An 18708-nucleotide genomic window follows, 5' to 3' on the forward strand; every position below is an offset into this window, starting at 1 on the left:
TCCATGGCAATCAATTACTTGCGAGCGCGGCGGCTAAATCCCTGAGCGGCAAGGTTTTCTGTTCCGTGCGCCCAACGCATGCGCCTGCCCATTCACGCAATGCTTGACAGGTCTCGGCCAGGTGATGTCTTTTGCATGCATGGGTAACGCCTCCGCCACCGTTTCGCCTTCCTGCCGGCCGCTGTTGCGGGCCGGTGCGGGCGTGGCCGGCATTACCACCATCATTACTACCGCCACCATTCGCCCGGTGCGGCCCGTCGTCTTCGCGTAACTTCCGAAAACAACGGCCCCGCACCCGGATCAGGATGCGGGGGTTTCCCTCTCTCATCCGATACGGACGGGGCCTCCCCCAACGAGGTCTGTCGATGTCATCGCCCGCTGTTTCGTTTGAACCCGCTGCTGTCCTTGCGTCCTCTGCGCGCACTGTCGTGCACAAATTCGGCGGCACCTCGGTGGCCGATGCCGACCGGTATCGGCATGTGGCGCAGTTGCTGCTTGCCCGCGACGAGGCGGTGCAGGTCACCGTGGTCTCGGCAATGAAAGGCGTCACCGATGCCTTGATCGAACTGGCCGAACTGGCGGCGAAAAATCCTTCCGAATGGCGCGAGCGCTGGCACGAAACCCGCGCGCGCCATCGCGGTGCGGCGGTGGCCTTGCTCGGTGAGCATTCCGGGCCGACGGTGGAGTGGCTGGACGAACGTTTCGAACACCTGTCGCAGATCCTTGGTGCACTGGCGGTGATCGGCGAATTGCCGCGCGAGGTGCTCGACCGCGTGCAGGGCCTGGGCGAGGTGTATTCGGCGCAGTTGCTGGGCGATCACTTTCGCGCCATCGGCGAAGACTGCGCGGTGCTGGACGCGCGCGATGTGCTGGTGGTCAATCGCGGCGAACTCGGTGTGGATGTGGATTGGGAGGCGAGTGCGCAGCGCCTGGCAACCTGGCGGCAGGCGCATCCGCAAACGCGTGTGGTGGTCACCGGCTTCGTGGCGCGCGACCGCGCCGACCGCATCACCACGCTTGGGCGCAATGGCAGCGACTATTCCGGTGCGATCTTCGCGGCGCTATTCAATGCGGACGAGCTGCATATCTGGACCGATGTTGATGGTGTGCTGTCGGCCGACCCGCGCGTGGTGCCAGAAGCGGTGCAACTGGAAACGCTGAGCTACGATGAGGCCTGCGAGCTGGCGTATTTTGGCGCCAAGGTGGTGCATCCGCAAACGATGTCGCCGGCGATCGAACGCGGCTTGCCGATCATCATCCGCAATACCTTCCAGCCCGAACACCCGGGCACGCGCATCACCGCCAGCAGCGCGGTGAGCGGGCCGATCAAGGGGCTGACGCTCAGTCCGGATCTTGCCGTCCTCAACTTGGAAGGCACCGGCCTGATCGGCGTGCCGGGTACGGCCGAGCGCGTGTTTGCGGCGCTGCGCACCGCGCAGGTGTCGGTGGTGATGATCTCGCAAGGGTCGTCGGAACATTCGATCTGCTGCGTGGTCAAGCAGCACGAGTCCGAGCGTGCGCGCAATGCGTTGTTGCAGGCGTTCGCGCATGAACTCACGGTCGGCCAGGTGCAGCGCGTGCAACTGACCACCGGCATCAGCGTGCTGGCGGCGGTGGGCGATGGCATGGCCGGGCAGCCGGGCGTGGCTGCGCGCTTGTTCGAATCGCTGGGGCGAGCCCAGGTCAATATCCTGGCAATTGCGCAGGGCTCTTCCGAACGCAATATCTCGGTGGCCATCGATGCAGCGCATGCGACCAAGGCGTTGCGCGCGGCGCATGCCGGTTTCTGGTTGTCGCCGCAAACCTTTTCGGTGGGCGTGATCGGGCCGGGCAATGTGGGTGCGGCGTTGCTGGATCAACTGCGCATCGCGCAACCGCAGTTGCTGGGCAAGGCCAATCTGGATCTGCGCCTGCGTGCGGTGGTCTCGCGCGGTCGCATGCTGCTGGACGAGCGTGGCCTGGTCGGCGATTGGCGCGATGCATTTGCATCGGCGTCCGCGCCCACCGATCTGGAGCGCTTCACCACGCATCTGCTGTCTGCGCACCTGCCGCATGCGGTGATCATCGATTGCAGTGGCAGCGCTGAAGTGGCCGACCGTTATGCGGGTTGGCTGGCCGCTGGCATCCATGTGGTGACGCCGAACAAGCAGGCAGGGTCCGGCCCGCTGGCGCGTTATGAGGCGATCCGCGCAGCGGCCGATGCCAGCGGTGCGCGCTTCCGTTATGAAGCCACCGTGGGCGCCGGTTTGCCGGTGATCACTACGCTGCGCGACCTGGTCGATACCGGCGATACGGTGACATCGATCGAAGGGATCTTCTCCGGCACGCTCGCCTGGCTGTTCAATAAATACGACGGCAGCGTGCCGTTCGCCGAACTGGTGACGCAGGCGCGTGGCATGGGCTATACCGAACCGGACCCGCGCGACGATCTGTCCGGTGTGGACGTGGCGCGCAAGTTGGTGATCCTGGCGCGCGAAGCGGGGCGCGCGATCAGCCTGGAAGACGTGCAGGTTGAAAGCCTGGTGCCGGAAGCGCTGCGCCAGGCCAGCGTGGACGATTTCATGGCGCGGCTTTCCGAAGTGGATGCGGTGTTCGCGCAGCGTCTGGCCGACGCGCGTGCGCGCGGCAACGTGCTGCGCTATGTGGCGCAGCTGCCGCCGGACCGTGCGCCCAGCGTGGGCCTGGTGGAATTGCCCGCAGATCACGCCTTCGCCAATCTGCGCCTCACCGACAACGTGGTGCAGTTCACCACGCGTCGCTACTGCGAGAATCCGTTGGTGGTGCAGGGCCCGGGCGCGGGGCCGGAAGTGACCGCGGCAGGCGTGTTCGCCGATCTGCTGCGCGTGGCGGCGGGCGAGGGCGCGCGACTATGAGCCATACAGGCGTGTCCTCGCTGCGCGAGGCGCGAGCGTTCGCTCCGGCCTCGGTGGCCAACGTGGCGGTCGGGTTCGATCTGCTCGGTTATGCGCTGGAAGGAATCGGCGATACGGTGGCCGTGCGCCGTATCGATGCGCCGCACGTGCGCATCGCCGCGATCCGTGGGACCGCCGTCGCGCTCCCGCTGGAGGCCGAACGCAATACCGCTGGCGCGGCATTGATTGCGCTGCGCACTTCATTGGCGTTGCCGTTCGGCTTCGAGTTGGAGATCGACAAGGGGATTGCGCTCAGTTCCGGCATGGGCGGGTCTGCGGCATCGTGCGTGGCGGCGCTGGTGGCGGCCAATGCGCTGTTGGATGTCCCGCTGTCGCGCGATCAGCTCTATCTGCATGCGCTCGATGGCGAGGCGGTGGCCAGCGGCAGCCGGCATGGCGACAACCTTGGTCCGATGTTGCTGGGCGGTCTGGTGCTGTCCACGTTGGAGCGCATGGTGCCGGTGCCGGTACCCTCGGCGTGGCATAGCCTGGTGGTGCATCCGGATGCGGTGCTGGAAACGCGCCGTGCGCGTGCTGCTCTGGCTGGCGACTATCGTCTCGATGAATTCGTCGCGCAGAGCGGCAATCTTGCCCTGGTGTTGGCGGGCTGCCACGCCGGCGACGAATCGCTGGTGCGCGCAGGCTTGCGCGATGTGCTGATCGAGCCGCGGCGTGCGCCGTTGATCTGCGGCTTCGACGCAGCCAAAGCCGCCGCGTTGGCTGCGGGAGCGATGGGTGCGGGCATTTCCGGAGCTGGCCCCAGTGTGTTTGCCTGGTTCGCCACGCGCGCGGCAGCCGAGGCAGCCGCAGTGCCTGTACAGGCGGCGTTCGCCAATGCCGGCTTCGGCAGCCAGAGTTGGGTGTCTGCGCTGAACTGCCCGGGCGCCAGGCTGCTGTAGCGCGCGCCGGACCAGTCGGGGGCGCACCGCGTTTGCGGCGTGTGGTTCCGGCAATGCCGTCCGCACGGCAACGTGATCGAGCGCGCGTTCTGCACGCAAGGGACCTGAGTTGACCAGTGCATGCAGACCCTACGCTGGCGCCGTTGCATGCGTGCGGCAGCTGCGCATGCCGATGATCTGTGACCCGGACATCGCTTTGAATTGCGAGTCCACTGCACTGTGCGCACAGACATTTGCGCGCTTCGTTTCCACATAGCAGCGTTCGTTTCTACCTTCTGGCATTTTGCGGTCGCCGCTAGCATCCATGCCCATGGGCATTGCGATCGATCGGCAGGCAAAGCTGTGTCACCTGCGGCGGACAGGGGCTTACATCCCGACGCAGGGCGACATCATGACGTGCGCGCCTTGAGATGCCATGTGGAGTGTTCGGTGTCCCGACCGCCCGGTCGAGACGGTAAATCCGCTTCTGACCTGACGAGTGAATTGTTCATGGCTCGATTGGACTGGCCGAGCGTGCTCGGCCCAGTGGTGGTTGCGACCGGTTTGTGCTTCGTGGCGACATCGGCGTTTGCTTCCTGCGCGGATCTGCTGAAATTGTCGGTGCCGTCGACGACGATCAGCACGGCCGACGATGTGCCTGCAGGCGATTTCACCGCGCCCGATGGCACCGTTGTCAAAGGATTGCCGGCGTTCTGCCGCGTGGTCGGCGTTGCGCGGCCAAACAGCGATTCGGAGATCGGTTTCGAAGTCTGGATCCCTTCTTCCGGCTGGAACGTGAAATATCTCCAGGTCGGTACGGTGGTGTTTGCCGGCACGATCCAATACAACTCGCTAGGTTTCGCCTTGCGCCGTGGCTACGCCACCACCACCACCGATGGTGGTCATCGTGCGACGGTCGGCGATGCAAGTTTCGCGCTCAACCACCCCCAGAAAATCATCGATTGGGGATACCGGGCGCTGATCAAGACGGTCGTCGACAGCAAGCAAATCGTGACTGCGTATACGCAGAGCGCACCGCGCTATTCCTACTTTTTTGGCTCCTTCAACGGTGGCCGCGATGCGCTGATGGCCGTGCAGCGCTACCCGAATGCGTTCGATGGCGTGATTGCCGATGCGCCTTCCGCCGACTGGACCCACAACGCATTTTCCTGGCTGTGGTCCGAAGATGCCGAGTTCGGCAATCCGGCGGCCACCATCACGATGGCCAAGCTGCCGGCGATCCAGGCCGCGGCACTTGCCCAATGCGATGCCAAGGATCTGACCGCAGACGGGGTGGTCAACGATCCGCGTCTGTGCCGCTTCGATCCCAGCGTGCTGCTGTGCGCTGCCGCCGAAACCGACAGTTGCCTGACTGCAGACCAGATCATGGCACTGGACTCGATTCTGAGCGGTCCGGTCAATCCGCGGACCGGACAGCGCATTTACTATGGGTTCGAGCCGTTCGCCGTCGCCTTGCCGACCTTCTGGGACCGCTGGGTCACCGGCAACGCCACGATACCGGGCGGTGGGCATGCGCTGCTGGCAAATCAGTTCTTCGCCAACATGGTGTTCAACACCGCTAGCGCCTCGTTCGACCATACCAAGGTCAACTTCGACAGCGATGTCGCCCTCACCAACCGTACCTCCATCGCCGGTCAGCGGCTGGCCCACGTAATCAACGCAACGTCGCCGGATCTGAGCCGGTTCCGTGCGCGCAACGGCAAGCTTCTGCTGTATATCGGCTGGGAAGATCCCGTGGTGCCGCCGCGCGGAATGATCGCCTATTACGAATCGGTCGTTGCAAAGCTGCGTGCTGGCAGCACATCTGCAATCAGCGACGACCAAGCATTGCAGCAGACGCAGCAGTTCTTCCGCCTGTTCATGGTGCCCGGAATGGGCCATTTCACCGGTGGCCCGGGCGCGACAGCGTTTGGCGCGCTGTATGGCGCACCCGGGTTGGCGGTCGATAGCCAGCACGATGTGTTGTCGGCGATGGAAGCCTGGGTCGAGCAGGGCGTCGCGCCCGATCGCATCATCGCCGCCAAATACGTCAACGACGACCAAACCCAAGGCGTGTTGCGTACGCGCCCGCTGTGCAGCTATCCGCAATCGGCGCAGTGGACTGGCCAGGGCGATTCCAACCAGGAGCAGAACTTCGTGTGTCTCGATGGTCCCCGTGGCGCGTATCCCGACAGCGCAGAGGCTGGACAGTCGCGCTGAGCAGACCGATCTGTTCGTCGCTTCCATGGCGCGCGCATGGTCGAGCATGCGCGTAGTCGAGCACGTCGATCAGACGTGCAGGCAGAAGATCTGCACTGGTTAGGCTGCGCATTGCGCCTGCGCTGGCGTCCCCACTCCTGCTGTCTTGCAGGCGTCGAGCTGCCGCACTGCAGCGGTAGCTCGCGCTGGTTGTGTGGCTGCACAGGCGGATCAGGCGCGCAGGAAGTTCAGAAGGGCCTGGCCGCAGCGGATCGTTCGCTCACTGGCGCCAGATGCCGATGCGCGTCTCATCGCGAAGCGATGCGTCGCAAGTACGGCGCGTATGCGCTCGTCATCTGGTAACGTTTGGGGTCGAACGCGCGCGGATGGCGCCGCTGCGAAGATGCGCGTGGCGGCAGACGGAACCCGATGGCGGGCGTCGGTCGATCGGGCACGCGGCGCATGCCGGACCGGCTGCTGCGCTTGCTGAGTCGAGCCGTGCCAGCCCTTAGAGAAGATGAGTCAGAACAAGTGATGTGTGGATCGAGTCATTGTCGTCCTGGATCGACGACGCACCGAGCACAGTGGCGTCGTCCGGGCTGTACGGGTCGCCTCGTCGTGCATGCGATTCCCGCGTGATGCCATCCGGTCGCTGCGCGTCGGGCGTTGTTGCTCGACAGTACACTGCCGCGGCACGGCGCCTGCGACGTGGTGTGGGCGCAGGGCTGTGCGATGCCCGGCATGTTGCACTGCACGCGCCGCGCGGCTCAGCCAACCATGACCTCGCTGATCTGCATCACCGGGGTCAGGTCGGTGTAGTTGGCGATGTCGCCCAGAATCTCGCCTGCATGCGGGCCGAAGCTGGCATTGAAGCTCTCCACCGAGTCGCAAAAGATGTGGCACATCCCGACGAATGCCGGTGGGCTGCCGGCGTCGCCGCCGCTGATGCCCTTGTCCACGGTGTATTTCAAACAGGCCGCGCCCATGCGCGCGCTCACCAGCGGCATGTGCTGGTCGCGGTAGTAGGCGTGATCGAAGCGGGCGCCGTCGCGGTACGGGTACATCACACTGACCTTGATCATCTGCCGACTCCACGGAAAGGTGCGCGCAGCATAGCCCCGTGCCATCGACCGTGCGCAACCCTCCGGCCGAACGCCGGCGCAACGCAATGCCCGGCTACGTCACACGTGGCACCCCTTGTCATGGGCAACGCCCAGTCTTCGCTTTATCTGGAGTCATGCTGATGTTTATCTCCACCCGTGGCGGTGCCCCCGCCGCAAGCCTGAGCCAGGCCATTGCCGCCGGGCTGGCGCCCGATGGCGGCCTCTACGTGCCGCAGACCTTGCCACCTGCCCGTACGCTGGTTGCGGACGCCGGCCTGGCCGACACTGCCACTGCGCTGTTGCAGCCATTCTTCGAGGGCGACGCACTGGCGGCAGAACTGCCTGCCATCTGTGCCGAAGCCTTCGATTTCCCGGCGCCGTTGGTGGCGCTGGGGACGCCTGGCGATTACGCACTGGAGCTGTTTCACGGCCCCACGGCCGCGTTCAAGGATTTCGGTGCGCGCTTCCTGGCCGCCTGCCTGACCCGCCTGCGCCGGGCCGAAGACCGCCCGCTCACCATCCTGGTCGCCACCTCCGGCGACACCGGTGCGGCGGTGGCCGCCGCCTTCCATCGCCGGCCCTGCCTGCGCGTAGTGGTGCTGTATCCGGACGGCCGCGTCTCGCCACGGCAGGCGCATCAATTGGGGTGTTTCGGCGACAACATCCAGGCCCTGCGCGTGGCCGGCTCGTTCGACGACTGCCAGGCCATGGTCAAGCAGGCATTGAACGATGCCGCGTTGCAGACGCAGGTGCCGCTGAGTTCGGCAAACAGCATCAGCCTGGGCCGGTTGCTGCCGCAGATGAGTTACTACGCGCATGCCGCCCTGCAGCACCATGCAGCGTCGGGCACCGTGCTCAATCTGGTCGTGCCCACCGGCAACCTGGGCAACGCGCTGGCGGCGATCATCGCGCGCGCGCTCGGGGTGCCATTGGGCCGCATCGCGCTGGCGTCCAACGCCAATCACGTGTTGCCGGACTATTTCGCGGGCGATGCCTACGCACCGCAGCCCAGCGTGGCCACGCTGGCCAATGCGATGGACGTGGGTGCGCCGAGCAATTTCGAGCGGCTGCGTTGGCTCTACAAGGGCGACGATGCCGCCCTGCGCGAGGAATTCCGGGCCTTGTCGGTGGACGATGCGACGATTCGCAACACCGTGCAGCAGCGCTTCGCGCGCTACGGCGAGGTGCATTGCCCGCATACCGCCACCGCGGTGCATGTGCTCGAACAACTGCGTGCCGAAGGCGCGGAGGGCGGCGTTGGCGACTGGGCGGTAGCGGCCACCGCGCACCCGGCCAAGTTCGAGGGCGTGGTGGAGCCGTTGATCGGCCGTGCGGTGGAGGTTCCACCGGCGCTGGCGGCGCTGCTGCAGCGCCCAGCGCATGCCGAAGCACTCGCGCCGGACTATGCAGCCCTTCGGCAGCGCTTGCTTGCCGATGCCGTCTGACCCAACGCGTTCAGCCAGCGGGGTTGGAAAGCGGGCTGTATGCGGCTATTTCTAGACGGGTGCGGCCCCGTTGTGGCGCCGCGTCCGCTGTGGGTTGTTGCATGTCTGATCGAATGATCGCCGTTGTCGCTGTCTTGTGCGGGTGGGCAGCGGCAGGTGCGGCCAGCGCGGCCGATGCATTGGCTGCATCGCCGGTGCCGCCGCTGGGTGCCCCGCGTGTGGGCCTGGTCGAGGCGCTGGCGCGCCAGGCGCCATCGCTGGACCGCCAGGTGCTGGCGCTGGCCACCGAGGCGCTGCAATGCGCCCGCCAGCGCCAGCAGGTGGGTGCCGAACGGGTGCTCAGCGTCATCGACTACAGCCGCCCCTCGACCGAGCGTCGGCTCTGGGTGTTCGATCTGGACAAGCAGCGCCTGTTGTTTCGCGAATGGGTCGCGCACGGACGCAATACCGGCGAGAACCTGGCGGCAAAGTTCTCCAATGACGATGGCAGCTTCCAGTCCAGCCTGGGCGCCTTCACCGCGCAGGAGTCGTACACCGGCCACAACGGCTACTCGTTGCGGCTCAAGGGTCTGGAACCGGGATTCAACGATCATGCACGCGACCGTGCCATCGTGATCCACGGCGCGCCCTATGTCAGCGAAGCCATCATCCGCAGCCAGGGCCGGCTCGGCCGCAGCCTGGGCTGCCCGGCGGTGCGGCCAGCGGTGGCCAAGCAGTTGATCGATACCTTGCGCGACGGTGCGTTCGTGTTCGCCTACTACCCGGACCGGGCCTGGCTGCGCCAATCGCGGCTGCTCAGCCGTGGCTGTGGCGGCGCGGCAGCGCGTGCGGTGGCCGGGCGCTGAGTGATCGCGGGCGAGCGCCTGCGGTCCGCTTGCGCTCGGCGTGGAGCGTGGCGCCGCGTTCGAATTGGTCGGTAAGTCGCTGCGCGGGCTGTCAGCACGCGCACGGCTTGCATCACCTTGGAACAGCCAACCGCAGCGAGCGTCGTCTCGGGTGGGCGCGGCCGCTGCCGGGTGGGGCATCTAGCAGTCATCCACTGCAGTTCCTGGCGCCATCTATACTTGCCCGCACACTGCTCGCCGCCTCTTCTTGAGCCGTCTTGGAGGGCGGCGCCGCGCGACACCGACACAGAGGCGTGCGCAGTCATGCGTGATGGTGGCCGTTCGAGTCCGGATCGACGGCTTGGGCGCGGCCCACGTCGCGTCAATCGATCCAACCGATCGCACGGGTAAGCGCGCCGACCTCAAGCGCCCCCACCAGCCTCACACCGTATCGCCGGCCAGACGGCGTAGTGCGGCGTAATCTACGATCTGCACCACCTGCAGTTGCGGCAGCGCGATCAGCTGCTGCTGCCGCAGCTTGGTGAAGGTGCGGCTCACCGTTTCCACGGTCAGCCCCAGATGGTCGGCAATATCGCTGCGGCTCATCGGCAGCGCCACGGTGTCGCCGCTGGCGCCTGGCTGGGTGGAGCGGGCGGCCAGCCGCAGCAGGAAATGCGCCAGCCGTTCGCTGGGTTGCAGGCGTGCCAGCAGCAGGCCGGTGTCTTGCGCGGCGGCCAGCTCCATGCTGGCGCGTTGCAGCAGCTTGCGTTCCAGCTGCGGGTAGCGCTCGCGTAGTTGGCGCATCTGCGCCATCGGCGTGCGGCACACGCGGCTGTCGACGATGGCTTCGATATCGTGGCGGTGCTGCGCGGTTTCGGTGAGCCCGACGTAGTCGCCGGGCAGCACGAAGCCGGTGATCTGGCGGCGCCCGTCGGCCAGCGTACGCACCATGCGCAACGCGCCGGAGGTCACGGTATAGACGTTGTGCCGGGTCTCGCCCGCACGCACCAGGGTGCTGCCGGGCGCATAGGCCGTTGCATGGGTGACCTGGTCCAGCGCGTCCATCTCCTGCGCCGACAGCGCCGCACAGATGGCCCGGCCGCGCACGGCGCAAAGGGCGCAATCTGAATTGGGCGTACCGCTGGCGGATGCCGTGCTGGGCGCCGGGCAGGTCGCGCTGGGGTCGGAAAGCTGCCGGTACATGGGCCACGCACTGCTGGGACGCATTGAATGATACGCCATGCGGTCGGCGCGGCCGCCCAGCCGGTAGAATTGTGCGTTCGCCACATTGTCCTGCAGGAGTTTCGCTCGTGATCAAGCCCCGTACGCCGCCCGGCATCATGGAATTGCTGCCGCGCGAGCAGATCGCGTTCCAGCGCATGCTGGACGTCATCCGCCGCAACTATGAGCGGTTCGGGTTCCTGCCGGTCGAAACCCCGGTGTTCGAGCTGTCTGATGTGCTGCTGACCAAGTCCGGCGGCGAGACCGAGCGCCAGGTGTATTTCGTGCAGTCCACCGGCGCGCTGGCCAATGCTGCGGCAGCGGCCGATGAGGGCGCCGAGAACGCTGGCCTGCCCGAGCTCGCACTGCGCTTCGACCTCACCGTGCCGCTGGCGCGCTATGTGGCCGAACACGAGCACGACTTGAGCTTCCCGTTCCGCCGCTACCAGATGCAGCGCGTGTATCGCGGCGAACGTGCGCAGCGTGGACGTTTCCGCGAGTTCTACCAGTGCGATATCGACGTCATCGGCAAGGATGCGCTGAGCATCCGCTACGACGCCGAAGTGCTGGCGGTGATCCATGCGGTGTTCGCCGAGCTGGGCATCGGCGAGTTCAAGGTGCAGTTGAACAACCGCAAGCTGTTGCGCGGTTTCTTCGAAAGCCTGGGCGTGGCCGAAGGCGAGTTGCAGCTGGCCGTGCTGCGCGAGGTCGACAAGATCGACAAGCGCGGCGCCGACTACGTGCGCGACACGCTGGTGGGCGAGGGCTTCGGCATTGCTGCCGAACAGGTGGCCAAGATTCTCGCCTTTGTGGCGGTGCGTTCCGACGGGCATGCCGATGCGCTGGCGCAGTTGCAGGCGCTGGAAGCCTCAGCGAGTGCCAGTGCCACGCTGGGCGAGGGCATCGCCGAGTTGCGTGAAGTGCTGGAGCTGGTCAAGGCGCTGGGCGTGCCGGAGAGCGCGTACTGCCTGAATTTCTCCATCGCGCGTGGGCTGGATTACTACACCGGCACCGTCTACGAGACCACGCTGACCGACCACCCGCAGATCGGCTCGATCTGTTCGGGCGGCCGTTACGAAAGCCTGGCCAGCCACTACACCAAGTCCAAGTTGCCCGGCGTGGGCATCTCGATCGGCCTGACCCGGCTGTTCTGGCAGCTGCGCGAGGCCGGCCTGATCCAGGGCATCGCCGAAAGCAGCGTGCAGGCGTTGGTGGCGCTGATGGACGAAACGCGCCTGGACGATGCGCTGGATATTGCGCGCCGCCTGCGCATCGGTGGCATCAACACCGAAGTGCAGATGGAGCCGAAGAAGATCGGCAAGCAGTTCCAGTACGCCGCACGTGCGGGCATCCGCTTCGTGGTGCTGGCCGGCGACGACGAACTGGCACGCGGCGTGGTGGCGGTGAAGGACCTGGTGCGCGAACAGCAGTTCGAGGTGGCCCGCGACGAGCTGGCCAGCACGCTACAGGTGGAGCTGGAGCAGGCTAAGGTGATGCCGTAAGGCGAGTGGTCGTTGCTGGTTTTCGATTGCCGGCACACGCACTTCAGCATGTGAAGTAATGGGGAGTGCTGCGCGAGGTCTTGCCCCCGTGCGTCCTTCGGGCACCTTCCCCCGTAGGCGGGGGAAGGGCGGCGGGTGTCCTCCACGTCCGAGGCGCTTTCGTTTTGCTTTCTTCTCCCGTCAACGGGAGAAGGTGGCGCGCAGCGCCGGATGAGGGGGGCTTTGGGGCCCTCCTGCAGCTCAGCTAAGAAGCGGGGTGCAACGCTTCACCCAGGCGTAGTTGTTGTTTGCGATTGGCATGGCGCGCAATCCGCATTTGAAGCGATGGACGGTGCTGCACGAAACCTCGTCCCCATCCGTCCTTCAGGGATCTTCCCCCGGAGGCAGGGGAAGGGTCTTGTTCGTTTTCGGGGATGTAAGCCGGAACCCCAGAAAATTCCGTCACCCCTCACCCCAATTCCAACCCCGCCACGAGCGCATCCAGATCGATCAAGTTGCCGTTACTTTGGAAGGTGTAGTGCCCGTTCAGCAGGATGTGTCGCCACGCCGCCGGTGACATCTTCGTGATCAGCAGCACGGCTTTGGCGTTGCCGCTGGCCTGGTACTTCGTCAACAGGCGCGACAGGATCGCCGAGTTGTAGTAGATGATGGCGTTGGCCATCAGCCGTGCGCATTGGTTGCTGATTTCGATTTCGATGTCTGTGTGCCCGGTCAGCTCCTTCTTGCCGCCGACCTGGGCGATGGTCGAGCGTAGCTGGTGGTAGGACTCAATGCGATTCTGCGAGCGGTGCACGCTGCGTTCCCGTTGCGGGTCGCGCAGGTAGCGCAATGTGTAGATGCTGCGCACCAGCTTATCGAACTCGAAGATGGCGCGCCGCGTCGGGTTCGGCGCGGTGTACGTGCATAGCTTGCGGATCAGGGTGCCCTGAGTCATTTCCTTCAGGCCCAGCGTGGCGACGATCCGGTCGATGTTGCTCTTTTCGCTGACGATGAGTTGCCGATCGATTTGGCCGACCGGTCGGATCAGGCACGTCTCGTACAACGCCGGTTCGTCGGCGCAATACAGATCCTGCAATTGGGCGTCCAAATCGGTGAAGCGCGGCTCGAAGCGCAGTCCGAACCAGTGCAGGATGGCGAAGTTGGCCTTGTTGACGCTGTGCATATCGCCGGTAATCGCCGTTGGCACGATATCCGACGTGTTGCGATACCAGATGTCAAACACGTGGTGCCCTTCGTATTCGTGAGCACCGATTAGGTATCCGTTGAGCGGAACATGGTTGCACAGCAGCGTATAGGCGACGACACCCTTGCCGCGGCCGAAGTATTTGCGCGAGTAGCGCGCTTTCACGGTCGGACGCTCGACGCCGAATTTCTGGCCATCGACCGCACCGTACAGCGCGCCTAGGTCGAACGAGTAATGCGGGAAGATCGGCAGCACGGCGATGGCGTTGCTGATGCAGTCGTTGGCCGCGTGCAGCGATGCTTGCCGTAGGTATTGCTGGTAGGTGCTCTCCAGCACGTGGTACGGGATGTCGCTGGTACGCGCCATGACCAGATTGCCGTGGTTCATTGCCTGGGCAATGATGACTGCCATCAGGCTGTCAGCGTCGGCCACCTTCTTGGCATAGCGTGGTTGCAACGGAGTGAGCGCCGACAAGAATTGACACTGACCGTTGACATAGCGGAACACGTCGGCCACGTCGCAAAATGGCAGTTGCTCGTAGAGTGCCTACTCATGCGCCTTGTGGTTCTCGCTCTTGGGCTTGCGCCACGTCAGCGTCTGCGTGGCCTTGCCGTAGTCGAGGTGCTTCAGCTTGCCCTGCTTCAGCTCACGGTTGAACGCCAACCACTGCGTTCGCAGTTCTGCCGTCAGTGCAATGAGTTGGGCCTCGATCGGTTCGCGCAGGAACGGGATGTCCATCGGAGCCAGTACATCGGCGTTCTCATCGAGCGACACCAACTCGTCAGAGAGGTGCCGATGTTGCAAGCTGTCGTCGAGATAGAGTTCGCCCGACTGGAAGCGCTTCCTGACCTGGCGGTACAGCCAGAACTCGTAGCGGTCTGCGTGCAGGCCGGTCGGCTTGCTGTCGGCGTCGAAGGTCAGCAAGTACGGTCGCAACCGTTTCGGCAACGTCGCTGTTGGACATTCGACGAGCGGACGTTGCGACAGGCGCTGCTGTTTGGCGAACACACTCTTGGCCCAGATCAGTGCTGCCAGCCACGGGTTGCTGGGGTCGGTGCCGGCAAGGTCGAGCGCGACATACAGCGGTCGCAGATGACGGCGCATGCGTTCGGCCAGCCCGTCCACCGCCTGCCAATGCAGGGCCAGCTTGCTCGCTGGTTTGATGCTCATACGATGGCCGACGAGCTGAAGCGCGTCTTTCGGTATGATCTTGTACGCCCGCTGCCGCCCGTTGCCGAACGGTGTGGTGTCGGCCACCGTATCGTCGACATAGAGCAACAGCAGGCGTCCGACTCGTGGCGTTTCCTGCTGACGCCGTACCTGCTCGGCGACGAAGGATTGCTTGGCGCCGGCACGACTTTCATCCTCTAGTCGCTTCATGTGATAGGCCATGGCATCGACCAGGTTGTCGGTGAGTTGCCGATAGCGCAGCCAGGCGTAGCACAGCAGGTAGAGATGGGTCTGGTCCGGCTTGAGGTTTCGCAGGTCGTGGACGGTATAGAAGTTCGCCAGGCTCGCGTAGTAACGCACGTTCTGTTGCGAGATGCCCAGCTTGGGCAACAGCGTCTTGGCGATCCCGTGCAGCGGCTCCAAAATGGTGCGCTTCTCGCGTTCACGGGCCATCTGACGCCAGCCGAAATCTTTGGCGTCTTGCCGGAGCACCGCCAATTCGGACAGCGTGTTGTCTCGTACCAAAAGCTGGGATAGCGCGGCTTTGGCCGAATCATCCAGCACTTCGGCCAGCAGGCCACCTAAGCGCCGACGTTCGGCCGACAGCGTGGCGCTCACCAGTTCTTGCACAGTCGTGTAGCCGGGCCGGATGATCTTGCGTTCGTTGAGCCAGACGATCAGCTCGGCGGCGACGAAGCTAGGCGTCACGTCGCGGCGTGCGATCTGGGCGGCCTGCTGCGCGAGTTGTGGCAGAAAATCGGCTGCCCAGAGCCGATAGCCGAACCATTCGGCGATGCGCTCGCGCTGGGTGTAGTGCTCATGTTTGGTGATCGTCTTGCGTTCGAAGTCCTCGCCGTGGAAGTAGCGACTCAGCACAAAGGCGCAATCATCCTCGACTTCGCTCCAGTTGAAGCGGAAAAAGGCGTGCTTGGCCTTGAAGTAGCCGATCTGCAAGACGCAATAGGCCCGCGCATGGAGGCCGGGGCGACTGGCCGCGAACGTCAACTCCGCCTCGGACAACGCCAAGTATTCCAGCCGCTGCGCATCGTCGAAGTCCGGCAGGCCATAAAGCGCTTCCTGCTCGGCGTCCGAGAGGACGGTGAGCAGCTTATTCTTGTTGCTCATCGGCCGTTCTGCCCGTTCCACGCCAACCCTCTCGCTCCAGCGTTTCGATCAAGGTGGTGCGTTTGACGCCGAAGTTGCGGCACACGGCCGCTTTCGACATCCCGCCGTTCAGCGCGGCAATGATGGCCTCCAGCTTTTCGCCGACGATGGCCAGAGGTCGCCCGCCGGTGCGGCCACGCCGCCGGGCAGCGGCTAGGCCCGCGACGACGCGCTCTTGGATCAGGGCCCGCTCGTACTGCGCAAGTGCGCCGAACACATGGAACAGCAACTCGCCGGACGCCGTGCTGGTATCCATTCCCTCGGTCAGCGAGCGGAACGCCACTTGCTTGTCCTTGAGTGAGGTCACGATGGCGAGCAAGTGCGACAGCGAGCGGCCAAGCCGGTCGAGCTTCCAGACCACCAGTACGTCACCGGGCCGGACGAATTCGAGCGCCTTCGTCAAGCCTGCGCGGTCATCCTTCGCGCCTGAGATGCGATCCTCGAACAGGTGTCGGGCATCAACGCCAGCAGCGAGCAGTGTGTCGCGTTGCAAGTTAGTGCTCTGCCGGTCGGAGTCCGACGACACACGCATGTAGCCGACCAACATAGGCGAATAACCATCGGGAACCGGTTTCCGCATGGTAGCGTGTGGCGACGGGGTTTTCCGCACACTTTTTACGGGGTTCTGCGATCACTTGTGCTGGGAGGTTGCCTACATGTCGCAAAACACTTGTTTTGCGACATGCCGGCACCTTGACGCCACTAGGCCATCAGGCCGATAACGGTGTGTAGTTGAAACCGATCAAGCAGCTGTTCGCCTGAGTGGGGCGGTCATTTCTCCCCCCGTTTGCCCACTGTTGCGTTGAACAGGCAGGAGGCATCACCTGCTCTACAGCGGTCGTTTGCGCCCAGCCGGGAACTGGCTATTTGACATCGACGCCAGACAGGCTACATCCAAGCCCAGTTGGTACCAGATGAAAGTTCACCAACTCAATGGCGGGCGACCCAAGGCATCCAGGCGTTCTGCATCTTCAAGGATCGCAGCAGTTGTGCGCGGCGAAATTGGCTGTGCGTCATCCAGTGCATAGGCTTGCCGCGCAGCATCGGCGGCTAGAGCCTCACGCGTCCGCGGTGAGTGCTCTTGCAACCTTTGACGCGTGTTTCGGGCCAGATCGGGGGCGATGACCGGCATCGAGGAACAGATATCGCCAGGTGCGGGGTTGGCTAGAAAGGCTGTCTCTAGGTCGCGCGCATTTGCATGGAGTTCAGTTTGCGGGTCCTCGATCTCGGCTCTGAATGCGTTTGTCCTGGCCAGCGCGTCGATTGCATCAGGCTTGTCGAAGCGTTCAACTACATTGGTGGATGTTCCGTACGTTTCGGCCCAGTGCGAATCCCTTGGTAGAACGGCCGGACCGTCGGCCCACGAGTCGAGGACTACAGTGGATTCTTCCGCCTCTGCCGAGCCTGGGGGCCGGTAGAGCGCGTAGAGGTGGGTCTGGTCGTAGTCGCGTACGGTCATCATCTGCCCGCCATTCTCCATGCGGACTGCATGCCGACGTGCGTTAATCGCTGCATTGTGATCACAGTTGCCTGCCCCCGCAGCCAGCGCACTGCCTGCCAGTAAACTTTCGTCATTTTCACCGAGACAGTAAGACAGGGAGCTATAAGTGGCGCTCCGTCCGTTGCTGAGCCGCAGATCGCTATCGACATTGCCTCGCCCACGGTGCAAGGCGAGTCGTGTCTCGTGCACCGTCTCTGTAGCATCGGCAAGGCGTTGACGGTCGCTCGCGTCTTCGATGGGTCTGCCGTTGAGTCGCATACCAAGCTGGTAGGCCGCCTGCTGAACTTCGTGCGGTTGTAGTGTTGGCTGCCGGAAGCGCCCCCGCCTCGTTCCCGAAGAGCCGAGTGCCACCAAGCCATGCAGGCTGGGTGAGATGGGCGCCTCGGAGGATGAAGGCGTAGAGGGCGTGGTCTGCTCTGTGGCGTGACTTGCATAGTGGTCGGGTGAACCTGCCACGCTCGGCTTTGAAACGCATAGACCCATTTTTGATCTCCGACAGTGACCTCAGAATCAAGTCTTGCAAAGAGCTCTCTGAATGTCGTTGGTTCACCGAAGTCATGTTTGGGAGCGCGAAAGGTTGGCGCTGGCACCCTGCTCACAATGCCATTGCGAGCGTGCAGCCCAGTCCATGGGGACGTCGGGAGCACGTCAACCGTATGGCCGATTCGGCCTTGACATGAACACACCAGGCTCGATCTGCCGTGATCCGAAATGGCGGCTGGTGACACGAATGGCAAGTACGGGCAAGTACGCCTGCCACCTGAAGCTTTCGACGAACCCTGGGGCTATGCTGACATGCTCAGAGTGCTCGCGGGCCGACGCGACATTCGTAGGTGTGAACTTGACCTGTGATACGCCCAGGGTTCCGGAGACACTCAAGACCCTCGTTGCGCGTAGCGCCGTTCAAACTCTACATGGGACAGGTCGCCAGTTGAACCGTGGCGGCAGTTGAGGTTGTAGAACATCTCGATGTAGTCGAATACCTCGGCGCGAGCGGCGGCGTGGCGACACATCCTGCTGAACGGGCACTACACCTTCCAAAGTAACGGCAACTTGATCGATCTGGATGCGCTCGTGGCGGGGTTGGAATTGGGGTGAGGGGTGACGGAATTTTCTGGGGTTCCGGCTTACATCCCCTTTTCCGTGCAGCTAAGCAGAGCAGGCCAGCGCAAGCCGCATGACTAGACCCCAACCGAACTGTCCTTTTGTCACCGCCCGAGCAGGTGACAAGCACCACCGTTTGCGCTAATGTACTAACACGCTATTACATTAACGCAATGAAACAACGACCCGCCCCCCGCGAAAACACTGACGTTGCTGCATCTCTGACGATGCTGGCCGACGCGCTGGCATGCCTTTGCAAGCCCGAGGCGGTCGAAGCGTTTCTGCGCGACCTATGCACGCCTGCCGAGCTGGAAGCCATGGCCGACCGCTGGCGGGTGGTGCCCTTGTTGATCAAGGGCGTGCCGTATCGCGAGATCCACGAGCTGACCCAGGTCAGCGTGACCACCATCGGGCGCGTTGCGCGCACCCTGGACCATGGTGCCGGCGGCTATGCCACGGCCCTGCGCGAGCAATCGTCGCGCCCTGACGACTCCCACTGAGA

12 protein-coding genes and 3 pseudogenes are annotated in these 18708 nt (G+C 64.2%); 8 read left to right on the forward strand and 7 right to left on the reverse strand.

All coding sequences use genetic code 11. From position 1 onward, the window contains the following. Window positions 1-365: 365 nt before the first annotated feature. Together thrA and FLG15_RS09045 are read left to right on the forward strand one after the other, a co-directional pair. Window positions 366-2873, forward strand: a complete 2508-nt coding sequence (gene thrA, locus FLG15_RS09040; RefSeq protein ID WP_057677587.1) for a bifunctional aspartate kinase/homoserine dehydrogenase I — start codon at window positions 366-368, stop codon at window positions 2871-2873. Next, window positions 2870-3811 carry a homoserine kinase gene (locus FLG15_RS09045; protein WP_057677586.1) on the forward strand — a complete coding sequence of 314 codons (942 nt, stop codon included), beginning with the start codon at window positions 2870-2872 and terminating at the stop codon, window positions 3809-3811. Before thrA ends, FLG15_RS09045 begins: the two co-directional genes overlap by 4 nt. Window positions 3812-3940: 129 nt before the next feature. Here the strand turns inward: FLG15_RS09045 and FLG15_RS09050 are convergent, their stop codons facing one another. After that, window positions 3941-4129 carry a hypothetical protein gene (locus FLG15_RS09050; protein WP_244664232.1) on the reverse strand — a complete coding sequence of 63 codons (189 nt, stop codon included), beginning with the start codon at window positions 4127-4129 and terminating at the stop codon, window positions 3941-3943. Window positions 4130-4354: 225 nt separating this feature from the next. On the opposite strand from FLG15_RS09050, the gene FLG15_RS09055 reads away from it, so the two are divergent. Beyond that, window positions 4355-6010 carry a tannase/feruloyl esterase family alpha/beta hydrolase gene (locus FLG15_RS09055; RefSeq protein ID WP_150147610.1) on the forward strand — a complete coding sequence of 552 codons (1656 nt, stop codon included), beginning with the start codon at window positions 4355-4357 and terminating at the stop codon, window positions 6008-6010. 746 nt (window positions 6011-6756) lie between these two features. On the opposite strand, the gene FLG15_RS09060 is transcribed toward FLG15_RS09055, so the two are convergent. Beyond that, a complete protein-coding gene (locus tag FLG15_RS09060; RefSeq protein ID WP_057677590.1) occupies window positions 6757-7071 on the reverse strand; it encodes an EthD family reductase in 315 nt (104 codons plus the stop codon). A 155-nt stretch (window positions 7072-7226) separates the two neighbouring features. Here FLG15_RS09060 and thrC point away from each other — a divergent pair, with 155 nt between their 5' ends. Continuing rightward, complete coding sequence (gene thrC, locus FLG15_RS09065; protein WP_170922380.1) at window positions 7227-8537, forward strand: threonine synthase; 1311 nt, start codon at window positions 7227-7229, stop codon at window positions 8535-8537. A gap of 101 nt (window positions 8538-8638) precedes the next feature. Next, the gene (locus FLG15_RS09070) at window positions 8639-9382 is read left to right on the forward strand and encodes a murein L,D-transpeptidase catalytic domain family protein (RefSeq protein WP_057687125.1); all 744 of its coding nucleotides are present in this window, start codon (window positions 8639-8641) and stop codon (window positions 9380-9382) included. Window positions 9383-9802: 420 nt separating this feature from the next. Here FLG15_RS09070 and FLG15_RS09075 read toward each other — a convergent pair whose 3' ends face one another. Further along, window positions 9803-10468: a Crp/Fnr family transcriptional regulator gene (locus FLG15_RS09075; RefSeq protein WP_170922381.1), complete on the reverse strand. Its 666-nt coding sequence runs from the start codon at window positions 10466-10468 to the stop codon at window positions 9803-9805. A gap of 203 nt (window positions 10469-10671) precedes the next feature. Here FLG15_RS09075 and hisS point away from each other — a divergent pair, with 203 nt between their 5' ends. Continuing rightward, window positions 10672-12084 (forward strand): histidine--tRNA ligase, encoded by a 1413-nt coding sequence (gene hisS / locus FLG15_RS09080; protein WP_150145893.1) that lies wholly within the window; start codon window positions 10672-10674, stop codon window positions 12082-12084. Between the two features lie 448 nt (window positions 12085-12532). Here hisS and FLG15_RS09085 read toward each other — a convergent pair. From FLG15_RS09085 to xopE, 3 genes and pseudogenes are all read right to left on the reverse strand, one after another. Further along, a pseudogene (locus tag FLG15_RS09085) lies at window positions 12533-15562 on the reverse strand (Tn3 family transposase). Further along, window positions 15546-16148 (reverse strand): recombinase family protein, encoded by a 603-nt coding sequence (locus FLG15_RS09090; RefSeq protein WP_150145896.1) that lies wholly within the window; start codon window positions 16146-16148, stop codon window positions 15546-15548. Before FLG15_RS09090 ends, FLG15_RS09085 begins: the two are co-directional and overlap by 17 nt. A 375-nt stretch (window positions 16149-16523) precedes the next feature. Further along, the gene (gene xopE, locus FLG15_RS09095) at window positions 16524-17585 is read right to left on the reverse strand and encodes a XopE/AvrPphe family type III secretion system effector (protein WP_150145898.1); all 1062 of its coding nucleotides are present in this window, start codon (window positions 17583-17585) and stop codon (window positions 16524-16526) included. Between the two features lie 258 nt (window positions 17586-17843). On the opposite strand from xopE, the pseudogene FLG15_RS23395 reads away from it, so the two are divergent. Beyond that, a pseudogene (locus FLG15_RS23395) lies at window positions 17844-17945 on the forward strand (plasmid pRiA4b ORF-3 family protein); the annotation flags it as partial. A 32-nt stretch (window positions 17946-17977) separates the two neighbouring features. Here the strand turns inward: FLG15_RS23395 and FLG15_RS09100 are convergent. Next, window positions 17978-18097, reverse strand: a pseudogene (locus tag FLG15_RS09100) (IS3 family transposase); the annotation flags it as partial. 282 nt (window positions 18098-18379) lie between these two features. Between FLG15_RS09100 and FLG15_RS09105 the strand changes: the two are divergent. Next, window positions 18380-18706, forward strand: a complete 327-nt coding sequence (locus FLG15_RS09105) for a YerC/YecD family TrpR-related protein (RefSeq protein ID WP_150145901.1) — start codon at window positions 18380-18382, stop codon at window positions 18704-18706. The last annotated feature ends 2 nt before the right edge of the window (window positions 18707-18708 follow it).

The sequence above is a fragment of the Xanthomonas phaseoli pv. dieffenbachiae genome (genome assembly GCF_008639345.1).
Taxonomy (GTDB): domain Bacteria; phylum Pseudomonadota; class Gammaproteobacteria; order Xanthomonadales; family Xanthomonadaceae; genus Xanthomonas; species Xanthomonas phaseoli.

Coding starts and splice junctions, on each gene's coding strand:
- thrC (WP_170922380.1), top strand. CDS start 7,227: ATGCTGATGTTTATCTCCACCCGTGGCGGTGCCCCCGCCGCAAGCCTG.
- FLG15_RS09105 (WP_150145901.1), top strand. CDS start 18,380: ATGAAACAACGACCCGCCCCCCGCGAAAACACTGACGTTGCTGCATCT.
- thrA (WP_057677587.1), top strand. CDS start 366: ATGTCATCGCCCGCTGTTTCGTTTGAACCCGCTGCTGTCCTTGCGTCC.
- FLG15_RS09060 (WP_057677590.1), bottom strand. CDS start 7,071: ATGATCAAGGTCAGTGTGATGTACCCGTACCGCGACGGCGCCCGCTTC.
- xopE (WP_150145898.1), bottom strand. CDS start 17,585: ATGGGTCTATGCGTTTCAAAGCCGAGCGTGGCAGGTTCACCCGACCAC.
- FLG15_RS09045 (WP_057677586.1), top strand. CDS start 2,870: ATGAGCCATACAGGCGTGTCCTCGCTGCGCGAGGCGCGAGCGTTCGCT.
- FLG15_RS09070 (WP_057687125.1), top strand. CDS start 8,639: ATGTCTGATCGAATGATCGCCGTTGTCGCTGTCTTGTGCGGGTGGGCA.
- FLG15_RS09050 (WP_244664232.1), bottom strand. CDS start 4,129: ATGCCCATGGGCATGGATGCTAGCGGCGACCGCAAAATGCCAGAAGGT.
- FLG15_RS09090 (WP_150145896.1), bottom strand. CDS start 16,148: ATGTTGGTCGGCTACATGCGTGTGTCGTCGGACTCCGACCGGCAGAGC.